Below are 14288 nucleotides of genomic sequence, written 5' to 3'. Positions count from 1 at the left end.
TTGGCAACCACTACTACCAGATCATGGCCACCGAGGGTTACCAGAGCCAGGGAAGCTCGGACATCACCCTCTCGGAAGGCGGCACCCCCGGCCCCGGCCCGACCAACCCGACCACCCCGCCGCCCAGTGGCGGGTCCGGCCAGATGATCGTCGGTCAGCAGTCCGGCCGGTGCCTTGACGTGCCGAACTCCAGCACGAGCAACGGCACCCAGATCCAGTTGTATGACTGCCACGGTGGCTCGAACCAGCGGTTCACCCACACCTCGAGCCGGCAGCTGACGGTGAACGGCAAGTGCCTGGACGTGCCGAACTCCAGCACGAGCAACGGCACCCGGATCCAGTTGTATGACTGCCACAGCGGCGCGAACCAGCAGTGGAACATCAACTCCAACGGCACGATCACCGGAGTGCAGTCAGGGCTGTGCCTTGACGCCGGTGGCACCGGTAACGGGGCGATGATCCAGCTGTACAGCTGCTGGGGTGGCGCGAACCAGCAGTGGAGCCGCCGCAACTGATCCGTCGTTTCGGGGCCAGGCGCTCACGGGCCTGGCCCCGAACCAACTCGTCCTGGTGCGGTGCGCCCGAGCGCTACGAGCCGGCGGCGATGGCGGGCGGGCGTTCAAGGGCCGGAGGCGATGCGGCTAGGCTGGGTCATTGTGCTCGTACTGGTGGTGGACAGCTCGACCCCGGCGGTGACCGCGGCGCTCGTCGAGGTCACCGCGAGTGCCGTCACGACCCGGGCGCACCGGTGCACCGTCGACGCTCGGGCGCACGGCGAACTGCTCGCCCCGCAGGTCGACGCGGTGCTCGGCGACGTCGCCGCCCGCCCGGCCGAGCTGCACGCGATCGTCGCCGGGCTCGGCCCCGGCCCCTTCACCGGGCTACGGGTGGGGCTGGTCACCGCTGCCACCATGAGTCAGGTGCTCGGCATTCCGGCGTACGGCGTCTGCTCGCTGGATGCCATCGGCCACCCGGCGGCGACCGGTGAGCCGGTGCTGGCGGCGAGCGACGCGCGGCGCCGGGAGATCTACTGGGCGGTCTACGACGGCGCCGGCCAGCGCCTGGTCGGGCCGGAGGTCGGCGCCCCTGCGGTGGCCGCCGAGCGGGCCCGGGAGCTGGGTGTGACCACTGCCGTCGGCGACGGTGCCCACCGTTATGCCGAGGTCCTGGGCCTGCCGCTGCGGGCCGAACCCCGTTATCCGGACGCCTGTGCGCTCGCCGCCCTGGCCGCCGAACGGATCCGCGCCGGTGCCCCCGGTGATCCGCTCACCCCGCTCTACCTGCGCCGTCCGGACGCGGTGGCGGCCACCGTGCGCAAGCCGGTGCTGCCGTGAGCCGGTCGGGGCCGGCCCGGTTCCGCTGGTGGCACATCGACGAGGTACTGCCGATCGAGGCGGACCTCTTCGGTGCCGAGCAGTGGTCCGCGGCGATGTTCTGGAACGAGCTGTCCCACGGGCACTTCTACCGGGTGGTCACCGACGACGACGGCGGCGTGCTCGGCTACGCCGGGCTCGCCATCGCCCCGCCCGACGAGGCGTGGGTGCAGAACATCGCGGTCCGGCGGGAGGCGCAGCGCCGGGGGATCGGCCGGCTGTTGCTGGAGGCGCTGCTCGCCGAGGCCAACCGGGTAGGTGTACGCGCCGTGCTGCTGGAGGTCGCCGCCGACAACGCCCCGGCCCAGCGGCTCTACGCGATGCACGGATTCGAGCCGATCGGCGTGCGACGCGGCTACTACCAATCGAGCAACACCGACGCGCTGGTGATGCAGCGCACCCAGGACTGAGACATCGCATGGCTGACGAACCACTGATCCTCGGCATTGAGACCTCGTGCGACGAGACGGGCGTCGGTGTCGTACGCGGCCACACCCTGCTCGCCGACGCGCTCGCGTCAAGCGTGGACCAGCACGCCCGGTTCGGCGGGGTGGTGCCGGAGGTGGCCAGCCGGGCGCACCTGGAGGCGATCGTGCCGACCATGGAGCGGGCACTTACCGAGGCGGGGGTGACGCTCGCCGACATCGACGCGATAGCTGTCACCGCCGGGCCGGGACTGGCCGGGGCGCTGCTGGTCGGGGTGGCGGCGGCCAAGGGGTACGCGGTGGCCGCCGAGAAGCCGGTCTACGGCGTCAACCATCTCGCCGCGCACGTCGCGGTGGACACGCTGGAACACGGTCCGCTGCCCGAGCCGGCTATCGCGCTGCTGGTCTCCGGCGGTCATTCGTCACTGCTGCTCGTCGACGACCTGGCCCGGGGCGTCACGCCGCTGGGCGCCACCATCGACGACGCGGCCGGCGAGGCGTTCGACAAGGTGGCCCGGCTGCTCGGACTGCCGTTCCCCGGTGGGCCGCACATCGATCGGGAGGCCCGGGCCGGTGACCCGGCGGCGATCGCGTTCCCGCGTGGCCTGACCGCCGCCAAGGATCTCGTCGCGCACCGTCACGACTTCTCCTTCTCCGGGTTGAAGACAGCTGTGGCGCGCTGGGTGGAGGCCCGCGAGCGGGCCGGCGAACCGGTCCCGATCGCGGACGTGGCCGCCTCCTTCCAGGAGGCGGTCTGCGACGTGCTCGTCGACAAGGCGCTGGACGCCTGCCGCAGCAGCGGCGTGGAGACCCTTGTGATCGGCGGGGGAGTGGCGGCCAACTCGCGGCTGCGGGCGCTCGCCGAGCAGCGGGCCGCCCGGCACGGCATCCGGGTCCGGGTGCCCCGGCCGGGCCTGTGCACCGACAACGGCGCGATGGTGGCGGCCCTCGGCTCACACCTGGTCGCCTCGGGTGTCGCGCCCAGCCGGCTCGACCTGCCCGCGGATTCGGCCCTGCCGTTGACCACTGTCAGTGTCTGAGGAGGACGGCGACGTGATCGTACGGATGTGGGAGGCGCGGGCGGAGCCGTACGCGCTCACCGACCTGATCACCTGGGTCTGCGACAGCGCGCTGCCCGAGTTCGAGCACGACCCGCTGCACCTGTCCAGCGAGGTCTTCTCCTCCACCGACCACCGGGTCGTGGTCATCTCCAAGTGGCGCAGCAGCCCCCGGCCGCTGCCGGACCCGCCGGTGATGCTGCTCGCCCGACAGCCGCATTCCTGGGACTTCACCCAGGTCGACCGCTGACGGGACCCGGGCCGGCCGCTGGTTCGACGGCGGCGTGGGGCGCGCCGATCAGCGGATGGTCACCGTGGTGGTGGCGGTGGAACGGTCGATCTCGCTGGTCCGGGCGCTGACCCGCAACGTCCAGTCCCCGGCGACCGGGAAGTGGATCTCGGCGCTGCCGTGGTGCGGCTCCAGCGCGAACACGTCGACGGTGATCGGCTCGATGCCGGCCTCCGGCAGGGCCGCGGTGACCGTCCACTCCGCCACCGGCAACTCCTTCGCCTGCGGGGTGTAGACGTACGCGTGCAGGCTGTTCGTGGTGCCGGCGACCGCCGGGTAGATGTCGAACTGAAGGGTGAACAGGTCGGTGGTGAGCGACTGCGCGACGCCCTCCCGGGTCACCCCGTCGGCAGCCGAGCCGGCGGCGCGGCCGGGGGGTGTCTGTACCAGCATCGCGGTCAGCGCCAGCACCACAGCGGTCACGGCGAGTTCCACGCCGGCCGCCCGGGCGACCCATCTGGGCCGGCTCGCCGCGACCCGGCGGCGGATCAGCCGGCGCTGTCCGGCCGCGACGGCCAGCACCCCGGCCAGCAGTGCCGCCTTGGCCAGGAGCAGACGGCCGTAGGTGCTGCCCCACAGGGCCGAGGGCCGGCCGAGTTCGATGGCGGCCTGAAGGACTCCGGCGGTGACGAGCCAGGCCACGGCCAGCGTGGCCCACCTGGACCAGGCCGGCAGGATCCGGGCGAGGACCCGTTCGTGGGTGCCCCGAAGCAAAAACACGGTGAGGGTGAGCAGCCCACCCAGCCAGACGGTGACCCCGGCGATGTGCACAGTGGTCAGCGCGATGCTCACCGGCGGTACCGGCGAGGCGATCGGGTGCCCGGCCAGCGGCCAGGTGACGAGTCCGGCCAGGCCGATCGCCGCAAGTGCTGCACCGCGCAACCGGCCTGCGCCGGCGACGCGACCGGCCGGCGAACTGTCACCCCGCAGCACGGCTGGCAGCAGGGCCGCGGCCAGACCGACGAGTGCCAGGCGCACCGCCAGCACCACTCCGACGTCGCTGTCCGCGACCGCCCGCAGGTCGGTCGGGGTGAGTTGCCCGACCGGCGCACCCACCACCTGGGCCGCCTGCCCGATCCAGGTGCCGAAGGCACCGGCGGCGACCAGCCCGAGCCCGCCAAGTGCCAGGACTGTCGCTCCCCTGCGGGACCGGCGTCGGGGCCACATCGTCGCGGTGAGCAGCGGCGGGCCGACCGCCAGGAGCAGCCCCAGGTACCCGAGGTACTTGGCGGCCGGGACGAGCACCCCGGCCGGCGACTCGGACTCCGCCAGGGCCGGTTCGGGCGGGGTCGCCGAGGGCGCTCCGGCGGCGAAGGTGAAGCTGCCCGCGACCGGGTGGCTGTCCGCCGAGATGACGCGGTAGCTGACCAGGTAGGTGCCGAGCGGACGATCCGAGGGTCGCAGGGCGATCCGGACGGTCCGGTCCCGGACCTCAGGTTCACCGACGTTTATCCGCTTGCCGTCGGGTGCGAGGACCTGCACCCGGCCGGGGACCACGGCGATGGTCTCGCTGAAGGTCACGAGCACTTCGCGCGGCGCGTACCCGAGCACCTCGTCGCGTTGCGGGGTGGTGGCCACCACTACGGCGTGCGCCGCCGCTGGGCCGGCGGAGCCCAGGGCGGCGCACAGTGCGACGAGGATCAGCCCGAGCAGAGCGGCGGCTCGGGTACGAACTGTCATCGGATCGGGTGGTGCGGTCAGCTGCGGCGGAACATGCGGTACGTGAGGAAGCCGCCGGTGCCGAGGGCACCGAGGAAGATCGCCCAGATCAGCGTGTTGCTGACACCGATCTGCGGGCCGGTGTTGGCCGACGCGGCGGCGAGCAGGCCGTCGTTGCCAGGGGCGGGCAGTGCGGCCGGCGGCAGCTCCGCCCAGCGGACCAGGCCGGTGCTCTCCAGCATGATCATGTGGTCGCCGACGAACTTGTTCGTCGCGTTGGCCAGATCGCGGACGACATCGTTGCGGGTGCTGGCCCGGACCGCGCTGACGACCGGGAAGATCTTGCCGTGGGCGACCCGCAGCCGGGTGACGAAGATTTGGTCGAAGCGGGCGCCCCTGGCGTCCTTCATCTCGTTCAGCCAACCCTGCTGTTCGGCGGTCGGCTGGTTCGGGATGGTCGCACCGAGCTTGTTGGCCGCCTCCACGGTGAGTCGGTCCAGTTCCTCGTGCTGACGGGCGATCTCCGCGCCGATCTCCCGGACCACCTGGGACTGGCCCTTCTCGGCGGCCATCTGCCCGGCCGGCATCTCCCAGAGCCCGGCCAGCCGCACCCCGTCGAGCAGGGCCTGGTCGGCGGCGGCGAGCTGCTGGGCGGCGGGTGCGCCAAGCGCCATGCCGGGCAGGACGACGAGAGCTGCGGCGATCGTGGTGAGCAGCACCGCCAAGCGACGGGACCGGTTGCCCTGCCGGCGACGAGTGGAATCCAGCGGTGCCATGTCTGCGGCGCCTCCTCGGACGAGAACCGATCGGTTGAGCGTCGGACGCCCGCACCCCGTCGGCCGTCCGCAACCAGGTACGGATTGTGTGACCGATCAGTTCACCGGTTGGCGAAACCGGCTCGCGAAATCTGGAACTGGAGGTCAGCTAACGTCGAGCGGGTCGGCGAGCAGCCGGTCGAAGGCGAGTTCGGCGGCACCGACCAGGGGTGCGTCCGCACCGAGCTTCGGCGTACGCAGTCGGACGTGCTCCAGGCAGGCGGGCAGTCCGTTGGAGTTGAGTCTGCTGCGCACCTGGGCGGCGGCGGCCAGGTAGAGGTCGCGCATGGTGCCGCCGAAGATGACCATCTCCGGGTTGAAGATGTTCACCAGGTTGGCGACGCCGAAGCCGAGCCAGTCACCGGCCTGCCGTACCGCGATCTGGGCCTGGGCGTCCCCGCGGTCGGCGGCGTCGAAGACCGCGAGCATCGCCTCCCGGCCCCGGGCGTCGGAGCGGCCGGCGGCCCGGAGCAGCCCGTGCTCGCCGATCTCGGTCTCCCAACACCCCCGGTTGCCACACTCGCAGCGGGCCCCGTCCCGGGCCACCACCATGTGCCCGACCTCGCCGCTGTAGCCACCGTGCCCGGTCAGTCGCCGGCCGCCGGCGATGATCCCGGCACCGACGCCGACGTCGCCGTAGAGGTAGATGACGTTGTCGCAGCCCGCTGCCGCGCCCCGGGCATGCTCGGCGAAGACCGCCACGTCGGCCACGTTCCCGACGGTGACCGGCACGTCGACGCCGAGTTCGGTGCCGAGGGCTGCGCCGATCGGTTCGTCCACCCAACCGGTGGTCGGCCCGAGCCGGACCAGACCGTCGTCGCGGCGGACCATGCCGCAGACCGCCACCCCGGCGCCGACGCAGACGGCGTCCTCCGGCAGTGCCTGGCGCATCTCCTTCACCGCACCGGCCAGCAGCGGCGCGGCCTCAGCGGCGGTGAGACCACGAGGGCGGTCCAACTCCCGGCGGTCGAGCACCGCGCCGCCCAGCCCGACCCGCGCGGCGCGCAGCCGGTCCACCTCGATGCTGTACGCGTACGCGAAGACGCGGTCCGACTCGGGCCGGACGACCAACGACGGTCGTCCGGCCCGGCCGGTTTCCCTCGGCGCCCCCTCAGTCACCAGGCCGGCCGCGGCGAGGTCGGCGGTGAGCGCGCCGATGGTGCTCCGGTTCAACCCGAGCGCGGTGGTCAGTTCCGCGCGCGTGGTCGCGCCGTGCACGTGCACGAAGCGCAACAGGGCACCGAGATTCTGTCGACGAATCTCATCCTGGCTCGGTCCCACGCGCATCGGTTGTGACTACTTTCGGTGGAGCGGATCAGCGGCTGCCGCTGGCTGCGGCTCGTCGGCGCGACAACGCGTCGACGCTCGCCGCCAGGAGCAGCACCACGCCGGTGACCACGTACTTGACGCCCGAGCTGTAGCCCATCAGGCCCATGCCGTTGTCGATCACCGCGACCACAGCGCCACCGAGCACCGCGTCCAGCACCCGGCCCTTGCCGCCGAAGAGGCTGGTACCACCGATCACGGCCGCGCCCACGGCGTAGAGCAGCACGTTGCTGCCACCGGTGTTCGGGTCGACCGAGTTGGCCCGGCTCGCGGCGACGATGCCGCCGATCGCGGCCATGGTGGAGCAGATGACGAAGACCGAGATGCGGATCCGGTCCACGTTGATACCGGCCCGGCGGGCGGCCTCCTTGTTGCCGCCGACCGCGTAGATGTGCCGGCCGTAGCTGGTGCGCTGGAGCACGAAGGTCCAGACGATGAGCAGCACGGCGATGATCGGCACGACGATCGGCACGCCCTTGAGCGAGCTGATCAGGACGTTGCGGCTGCGCTCCAGGTTGAGCACGTAGACCGCGAGACCGAGGATGACCGCCAGCCCGCCGATCCGGGCGAGCACCACCGCGATCGGGTCGGTGATCAGGCCACGCGCGCTGCGATTGCGGTGGCGGAGCAACTGGACGGCGGCGTAACCGGCGACGGCCACGGCGGCGAGCGCCCAGCCGATCACCGGGGGCAGGTTGCGGTTGGCGATCGCCACCAGCACCGAGTCGCGTACCGAGATGTTGCGGCCTTCCTCCATCAGCAGCAGTACCACGCCCTGGAAGGCCAGGAAGCCGGCCAGGGTGACCACGAAGGAGGGAATGCCGATCTTGGCGACCAGGAGGCCGAGGATCGTACCGATCACCACGCCGGTGAGCACGGCGGCGATCACCGCGACGTACCAGGGATATCCGAGCACGGTGACCACGTTTGCCAGCACCGCCGCACAGACACCGCTGGCGAAGCCGGCCGACAGGTCGATCTCACCCAGTAGCAGGACGAAGACCAGCCCCATCGCGATCAGGGTGACCGCCGCGCCCTGGGTGAACAGGTTGGCGAAGTTCCCGGCGCTGAGGAACGAGGGCCGCATGATCGCAAAGACCGTGCAGAGGACGAGCAGGCCGAGGACGGCGGGCAGGGCACCGATGTCGCCACCGCGTACCCGACGCCAGTAGTCGCGGACGTGGCTCCCGACGGAGGGCGTCGGCGTGACGGCGGCGGGACCGTCCTGCTTGACGGCTGTGGTGCTCATGAGACGCCTCCCGTGGTGCTGTCGGCCGGCGCCGCGCCGTTGCCGTTGGTGGCCGATTCGCCGGTGAGCCCGAGCCCGCCGGAGCGACCGGCGGTGATCAGCTCGACCACCTGCGCGTGAGTGATGTCGGTGGTCTTCACCTGGGCGACCATCTGGCCGAGGTAGAGCGCGGCGATCCGGTCGGAGACGGCGAAGACGTCGTTCATGTTGTGCGAGATGAGTACGACGGCCAGACCGTTGTCGGCCAGCCGCCGGACCAGTTCGAGCACCTGGGCGGTCTGTGCGACGCCCAGTGCGGCGGTCGGCTCGTCCAGGATCACCAGCCTGCTGTTCCAGAGCACCGCCTTGGCGATCGCCACCGTCTGACGCTGGCCGCCGGAGAGGCTGGAGACGTGCTGGCGCAGCGACTTGACGGTGCGTACGGAGAGCCCGGCGAGGGTCTCGGCCGCCATCTGTTCCATGGTCGGCTCGTCGAGGACGATGCCGCTGCGCTTCTCACGGCCGAGGAACATGTTCTGCACGATGTCGAGGTTGTCGCAGAGCGCGAGGTCCTGGTAGACGACCTCGATACCGAGCGCTGCGGCGTCGCGCGGGCTGTGGATGTTCACCGGCCGGCCGTCGAAGACGAACTGCCCGGCGTCGGTCGGGTAGATGCCGCTGATGCACTTGACCAGGGTCGACTTGCCGGCGCCGTTGTCGCCGACGAGTGCGGTGACCTCGCCCGGGTAGGCGGCGAAGGCGACATCGCGTAGGACCTGGACGGGACCGAAGCTCTTGTCGATCCCGCGTAGCTCCAGCAGAGGGGTCGCGGACACGGGGTTCTCCTTTGTCACGGAGGGAGATCGGGGCCCGTCCAGCGGCGGCACGCCGCCCGGCACGGGGGTTACCGTGCCGGGCGGCGCCGCCTAGGCGGGTGAGGTCAGCTGATGCCCGCTTCGGTGCAGAGCGCGGCGAAGTTGCCGGTGCAGACCTCTTCCTTGGTCACGAATCCGTCGGCGATGACGTCCTTGACGTTCTCCTTGTAGATCGCCTGCGGGGTGAGCAGGACGGCGGGGACGTCACGGTTGCCCTCCGGGTCCTTGACGGTCTGGCCGGTCTCCTTGCGCTCGCCCTTGGCCAGCGCGATGGCCAGCTCGGCGGCGGCGTCGGCCTCCTGCTTGACAGCCTTGTAGACGGTCATGCACTGGTCGCCGGCGAGGATGTTCTGCAGGCCCTGCGTGGTGGCGTCCTGGCCGGTCACCGGGACCTTGCCGTTGAGCTTGTTCTTCTTCAGCACCGAGATGGCGGCGTTGCCGAGGCCGTCGTTCGCGGCCAGCACACCGTCGATCTTGCCACCGGTCTGGGTGAGCATCTGCTCGAAGATCGTGGCGGCCTGGGCGTTGTCCCAGTCCGGCACGGACTGGTCCGGACCCTTGGTGTACTCGTTCGCGTCGAACTTGGGCTTGAGGACCGAGTCGTAGCCGTTCTTGAACAGGGTGGCGTTGTTGTCGGTAGGCGACCCGTTCAGGTACGCCACGACCGGCTTCTCCGCCTTCTGGTCGGTCAGGCACTTGGCCAGGCCCTCGCCCTGGAGCTTGCCGACGGCCTCGTTGTCGAAGCTGACGTAGTACTCCGCCGAGCCGCCGAGGGTGAGGCGGTCGTAGTCGATGGTGGCGACGCCCTGCGACTTGGCCTTGTCGAGGACGGCCTTACCGGTACCGGAGTCCAGGTTCACGATCATCAGCGCGGTGACGCCACTCGTGATCATCTGGTCGGCGATGGTCTGGAACTGGGTCTTGTCACCCTGAGCGTTCTGAATGTCGTAGTCGACGCCGGCGGCCTCGAACGCGGCCTGGAGGAACTTGCGGTCAGCGCCCTCCCAACGGGCGGAGGACTTGCTGTCCGGCAGGATCACGCCGATCTTCGGGGTCTTGTCGGAGCCGGCCTGATCGCCGCCGGACTCGTCGCCGCAGGCCGTCAGGCTGCCGAGGGCCAGCAGGCCCACGGTGCCGACGGCGAGGAAGCCCTTGCGCATGTGCAGGGTCCTTTCGAGGGTGGGGAAGGGTGTCGGTGTTTTGTTTTGTTGTGTCCGGCAACGTATTGCGCGCCACACGCCAGCACAAGGGTGAGTCGGACACGAGTTTGTTGTCGGCGGTAACAATTCAGCAACGCCCTCGATACCGTGCCGCCACCGTCCGTGTTCCGGTACGGGGCGTCCCATTCGGTGCCGGACGGCCGGGCGGGTCGGTCGGTGGCGAGGATCAGCCGGTGGCGACGGCTGCGGTCCGGGCTTCGGTGAGGGTGACCAGGTCGGTGGGGGCCAGCTCCACCTGGAGTCCCCGACGGCCGGCCGAGACGTACACGGTCGGATGGTCGAGGGCGGAGACGTCGAGCACCGTGGGCAGCCGCCGCCGCTGGCCCAGGGGGCTGATGCCGCCGCGGACGTACCCGGTGGCCCGCTCGGCCACCACCCGGTCGGCAAGCGTGGCCCGCTTGCCGCCGACGGCCGCCGCGAGTGCCTTGAGGTCGAGTCCGCCGGTGACCGGCACCACCGCCACGGTCAACGCCCCGTCGACCTCGGTGACCAGGGTCTTGAAGACCCGATGCGGCGTCACCGCGAGCGCCGCGGCGACGAGCGCGCCGTAGTTGGGCTCGTCAGGCGAGACGTCGTACGGATGGGTGCGGTGGTCGACCTTCCGCTGTGCCAGCAGCGCGATCGCCGGGGTGCCACGTCCCGCCATGACCGCCAAGGTAGCCCCGGCCCGATGCCCGAACCAGTGCCTTCCCAGCCGGTGGTGTGCCGGGTCGGGGTTCAGGCCGCCGGCCGGCAGACCAGAACCGTCGGAGCGGCAGCGACCCGGGTGAGCACCAGGCTCGCCGGCTGGTCACCGGTCAGCCGCAGGTCGCGTCGGAGCCGTTCGGGCTCCAGCGCGGAGCCACGCTTGAGGATCTCCACCCGGCCGACCCGCCGCTCCCGCAGCAGCGCCCGGAGCCGCTTGAGGGAGAACGGCAGCACGTCGGTCACCTCCAGGCAGCGGGCGTACGGCGTGGGCTGTGCCGCGTCCGCGTAGAGGTAGGCGATTGTCGGGTCGGCCAACGTGGCGTCCAGGTCAGCGGCCAGCTCGGCCACCAGGTGAGCCCGGACCACCGCCGGATCCGGGTCGTAGACGAAGCGTCGCACCGGCCCGACCACCGCCTCACGTGCCCCCGTTCCGGTCAGCTGGTGCGCCGCCGGGTGCCTCTCCTTCAGCAGTGTCGCGCGGCGGGGCAGCTCGGCCAGCTCACCGCACCAGAGGGCCGCCTCGACCAGGTCGCCGTCGACGCTCACCCACTCCGCCTCGGCACCGGGTGGGATCAGCGCGTGGTCGATCCCCGGCGCGACCTTCACCACAGTGCGCGGCACCCGCTCGGCCAGGCCGGTCACGAAGTCCCACGACGGCGAGTACGAGTTCGGGTCGAAGATCCGCCGGCCGGTACCGGCCCGGCGTCGGGCCGGGTCACAGAAGACCGCCTCGACCCCTGCCACGTCGAACGCGGTCGCGTCGCCACACTCGACGGTGACGAGGTCGGCCAGCCCGGCGGCCTGGGCGTTCGCCTCGGCCAGCGCGGCGGTGAGCGGGTCCGCCTCGACCGCGTACACCCGGATGCCGGTGCGGGCGGCGGCGAGCGCGTCGGCACCCAGACCGCAGCCCAGGTCGGCAAGCGTGCTCACCCCGGCGGCGCGCAGCCGCCGCGCCCGCCGGTCGGCGACGACCTGCCGGGTGGCCTGCTCCAGCCCTGCTCGGGTGAAGAACATGCCGGCCGCTGCCGGCCCGAACTTGCGTGTCGCCCGGCGGCGCAGCTCCGCCTGGGTCAGCGCCGCCGCCGCGAGCCCACCGGGCACCCCGGCCGAGCGCAGCGCCGCCGCCGCGGCCAGCGGATCGCCGCCGGCCACCCGGGCCGCCGCGTCGAGCGCGGCCAACCCCTCAGCGGTACGCAACGCGCCGAACTGCTCCAGCTCCACCCGCCCATTGTTCCGCCTCGCCCTCGCCCGCCCCGCCGGAGGCCCAGGCCGGCCCCTCGCGGGCATGCCGGTCGCGACCTGCGGCATCTTGGGCCCTCACGCCGGCCGGAAGGCGCGACTTGCGGCAACCCGGGTCTCGGTCCGGCGGGCGGGCGTGGCGGGCGGCATCCTGAGGCCCCGGCCCGGCGAGAGGTCGCGGGTTGCGGCATCTTGGGCTGTCAGCTCGGTGGGAGGCCGCGTCATGCCGCAACCGGGGGCGCGCCAGCGAGGGTGAGTGCGGGCTGACTCCGCAGGCCAGCCGAGTCGGGCCGAGGCGGCGGTGAGCGGGCACGGCGCAGCCGGACGTGTCGTCCGCGTCGGGCACCGGGCCGGCGGTGAGCGGGCGCGCAGCGTGGGCGGACGCCGTGTCCAAGTCGGGTCTAGCGGGTGGGGGCGTGGGTGGTGATGAAGGCGCGCCAGGCGGCCGGGGTGAAGGCGAGTGCCGGGCCGGCCGGGTCCTTGCTGTCGCGTACGGCGACCACTCCGGGCAGGTTGTCGGCGACCTCGACGCAGGCGCCGCCGTTCTGATTGCTGCGGGAGGATTTGCGCCAGGCGGCACGGGTCAGGTCCATGACTTCGCCACTTCCTCGATCAGGCGGGCGGACTGCCGGCGCGGCAGCGCCTCACCGGCCACAGTCTCCCAACGCCGCCCCAGGCTGGCAAGGTCGTTCGGGCTGTCCACGGTGTGCCCCCGGAGCTGGTTGTCCAGGTGCGCCACCTCGGTGCCGTCGGCGAGCCGGGCCAGCACGAACGGGCCAGCAAGCCCGCCGTACCACGGGGTCTCGGCCGGGACGATCCGCACCTGGACGTGCGGGCGGTCGGTGAGGCTGCGCAGGTGTTCCAGCTGCTCGCGCATTGTCGCGCGCTCGCCCACCTGCCGGCGCAGCACCTGCTCGTCGAGCACCGCGACGAGTTGCGGCGGCTCCTCGCGGGCGAGCACATCCTGCCGGGCCATCCGGGCCAGCACCCGCTTCTCGATCTGCTCGTCGGTGAGCGGTGGGCCGGCCCGCAGCATCGCCCGCGCGTACGCCTCGGTCTGGAGCAGGCCCGGCACCACTGCCGGGTCGTACCAGCGCAGCGCGACAGCCTCCCGCTCGATCTCGCCCCACGGTCGGAACCAGTCCGGCTCGGCGTGCAGCCGGATCAGCTCCAGCATCCCGACGAAGAGGCCGCCGGTCTCCAGCACCTTGTCGAACCGGGCCAGGTAGTCGGCGCTCAGCTGGTTCGGGCCGATCTCCATCGCGCTCACCGCCGACGGGGAGTAGTTGATCATCTTGCTCAGCTCCTCCTGGCTGAGCCCGCGCACCTTGCGAGCCCGACGCAACTGGTCGCGCAGGAATCCCAGGGTTGGTATGTCCGCCATCCATCCGCCCTCCGTGACGTTGTCGCGCCGGAGAGTAAGGGTCGGCCGCTCGGCGGGGAAGTCGCTGTCGGCGTGTTGCGGTCAACCCTGGCGAACGACTGCGGAACAGTGTGGAAAAAGTGGTGACGTGGGTGCGGAGGAGCGGCGACACGAGGGTGGCGGATTGGCACTCTCCTTGACGGAGTGCTAGCCGAGGAATAACCTGCGATTAGCACTCTCACCCTGAGGGTGCCAACCTTCGGGCCCTGGTGTCCGGGGGTTGAACGCCAGGCGGACCGGCACCCGCGACGACGGCCCCGCCCGGTGGCATGTGGCAGATTGACGCCGGTCGGCATGCCGACCGGCAACGAAACCAAGTACCCCAGGAGGGTATGCCCGTGACTACCGCGACCAAGGTTGCGATCAAGCCGCTCGAGGACCGCATCGTGGTCCAGGCGAACGAGGCCGAGACCACCACCGCCTCGGGCATTGTGATCCCCGACACCGCCAAGGAGAAGCCGCAGGAGGGCACCGTCCTCGCTGTCGGCCCGGGCCGGATCGACGACAAGGGCAACCGCGTGCCGATCGACGTCTCCGTCGGCGACACCGTTCTCTACTCGAAGTACGGCGGCACCGAGGTCAAGTACGCCGGCGAGGAGTACCTGGTGCTCTCCGCCCGCGACGTCCTCGCGGTCATCGAGAAGTAAGCAACCGATCAGTGTCGTTGCCCC

General features: G+C 71.5%; 16 protein-coding genes. 6 read left to right on the top strand and 10 right to left on the bottom strand.

Annotated features, from left to right (window positions below; all coding sequences use genetic code 11):
• From Van01_RS20275 to Van01_RS20255, 5 genes are all read left to right on the top strand, one after another.
• Positions 1-515 (top strand): RICIN domain-containing protein (locus tag Van01_RS20275; RefSeq protein ID WP_204009774.1); only part of this gene is annotated, 515 nt, incomplete at its 5' end.
• A gap of 141 nt (positions 516-656) precedes the next feature.
• Positions 657-1334: a tRNA (adenosine(37)-N6)-threonylcarbamoyltransferase complex dimerization subunit type 1 TsaB gene (gene tsaB, locus Van01_RS20270; protein WP_204009772.1), complete on the top strand. Its 678-nt coding sequence runs from the start codon at positions 657-659 to the stop codon at positions 1332-1334.
• Entirely contained in the window at positions 1331-1783 is a 453-nt protein-coding gene (gene rimI, locus Van01_RS20265) for a ribosomal protein S18-alanine N-acetyltransferase (protein WP_204009760.1), read from the top strand. Before tsaB ends, rimI begins: the two co-directional genes overlap by 4 nt.
• Positions 1784-1791: 8 nt before the next feature.
• Positions 1792-2838, top strand: a complete 1047-nt coding sequence (tsaD, locus tag Van01_RS20260; RefSeq protein WP_204009749.1) for a tRNA (adenosine(37)-N6)-threonylcarbamoyltransferase complex transferase subunit TsaD — start codon at positions 1792-1794, stop codon at positions 2836-2838.
• 13 nt (positions 2839-2851) lie between these two features.
• Positions 2852-3106 (top strand): hypothetical protein, encoded by a 255-nt coding sequence (locus Van01_RS20255; RefSeq protein ID WP_204009733.1) that lies wholly within the window; start codon positions 2852-2854, stop codon positions 3104-3106.
• A 48-nt stretch (positions 3107-3154) separates the two neighbouring features.
• Here the strand turns inward: Van01_RS20255 and Van01_RS20250 are convergent, their stop codons facing one another.
• The 10 genes from Van01_RS20250 to Van01_RS20205 form a co-directional block, all read right to left on the bottom strand.
• On the bottom strand, positions 3155-4825 hold the full coding sequence (locus Van01_RS20250) for a copper resistance CopC/CopD family protein (protein ID WP_204009728.1): 1671 nt from the start codon (positions 4823-4825) through the stop codon (positions 3155-3157).
• Positions 4826-4842: 17 nt separating this feature from the next.
• Entirely contained in the window at positions 4843-5580 is a 738-nt protein-coding gene (locus tag Van01_RS20245) for a DUF4142 domain-containing protein (protein ID WP_204009726.1), read from the bottom strand.
• 144 nt (positions 5581-5724) lie between these two features.
• Positions 5725-6906, bottom strand: coding sequence for an ROK family transcriptional regulator (locus Van01_RS20240; RefSeq protein WP_204009723.1), 1182 nt, complete (start codon positions 6904-6906; stop codon positions 5725-5727).
• Positions 6907-6934: 28 nt separating this feature from the next.
• Complete coding sequence (locus Van01_RS20235; protein WP_204009720.1) at positions 6935-8194, bottom strand: sugar ABC transporter permease; 1260 nt, start codon at positions 8192-8194, stop codon at positions 6935-6937.
• Positions 8191-9009: an ATP-binding cassette domain-containing protein gene (locus Van01_RS20230; protein WP_204009718.1), complete on the bottom strand. Its 819-nt coding sequence runs from the start codon at positions 9007-9009 to the stop codon at positions 8191-8193. Before Van01_RS20230 ends, Van01_RS20235 begins: the two co-directional genes overlap by 4 nt.
• A gap of 104 nt (positions 9010-9113) precedes the next feature.
• Positions 9114-10208, bottom strand: coding sequence for a sugar ABC transporter substrate-binding protein (locus Van01_RS20225; protein WP_204009715.1), 1095 nt, complete (start codon positions 10206-10208; stop codon positions 9114-9116).
• Between the two features lie 226 nt (positions 10209-10434).
• A complete protein-coding gene (gene ybaK, locus Van01_RS20220) occupies positions 10435-10914 on the bottom strand; it encodes a Cys-tRNA(Pro) deacylase (protein WP_204009712.1) in 480 nt (159 codons plus the stop codon).
• Between the two features lie 71 nt (positions 10915-10985).
• Positions 10986-12176, bottom strand: a complete 1191-nt coding sequence (locus Van01_RS20215) for a THUMP-like domain-containing protein (protein ID WP_239099178.1) — start codon at positions 12174-12176, stop codon at positions 10986-10988.
• A 419-nt stretch (positions 12177-12595) separates the two neighbouring features.
• Positions 12596-12787 carry a DUF397 domain-containing protein gene (locus tag Van01_RS20210; protein ID WP_204009686.1) on the bottom strand — a complete coding sequence of 64 codons (192 nt, stop codon included), beginning with the start codon at positions 12785-12787 and terminating at the stop codon, positions 12596-12598.
• Positions 12778-13578 carry a helix-turn-helix domain-containing protein gene (locus Van01_RS20205; protein WP_204009683.1) on the bottom strand — a complete coding sequence of 267 codons (801 nt, stop codon included), beginning with the start codon at positions 13576-13578 and terminating at the stop codon, positions 12778-12780. Before Van01_RS20205 ends, Van01_RS20210 begins: the two co-directional genes overlap by 10 nt.
• A gap of 377 nt (positions 13579-13955) precedes the next feature.
• Here Van01_RS20205 and groES point away from each other — a divergent pair, with 377 nt between their 5' ends.
• Positions 13956-14264, top strand: coding sequence for a co-chaperone GroES (gene groES / locus Van01_RS20200; protein ID WP_498070723.1), 309 nt, complete (start codon positions 13956-13958; stop codon positions 14262-14264).
• Positions 14265-14288: the final 24 nt, after the last annotated feature.

The organism is Micromonospora andamanensis, from assembly GCF_016863495.1.
In the GTDB taxonomy this organism is placed as follows: Bacteria; Actinomycetota; Actinomycetes; order Mycobacteriales; family Micromonosporaceae; genus Micromonospora; species Micromonospora andamanensis.
The sequence above is the reverse complement of the archived record's forward strand: the minus strand, read 5'-3'. Positions and strand labels throughout refer to the sequence as shown.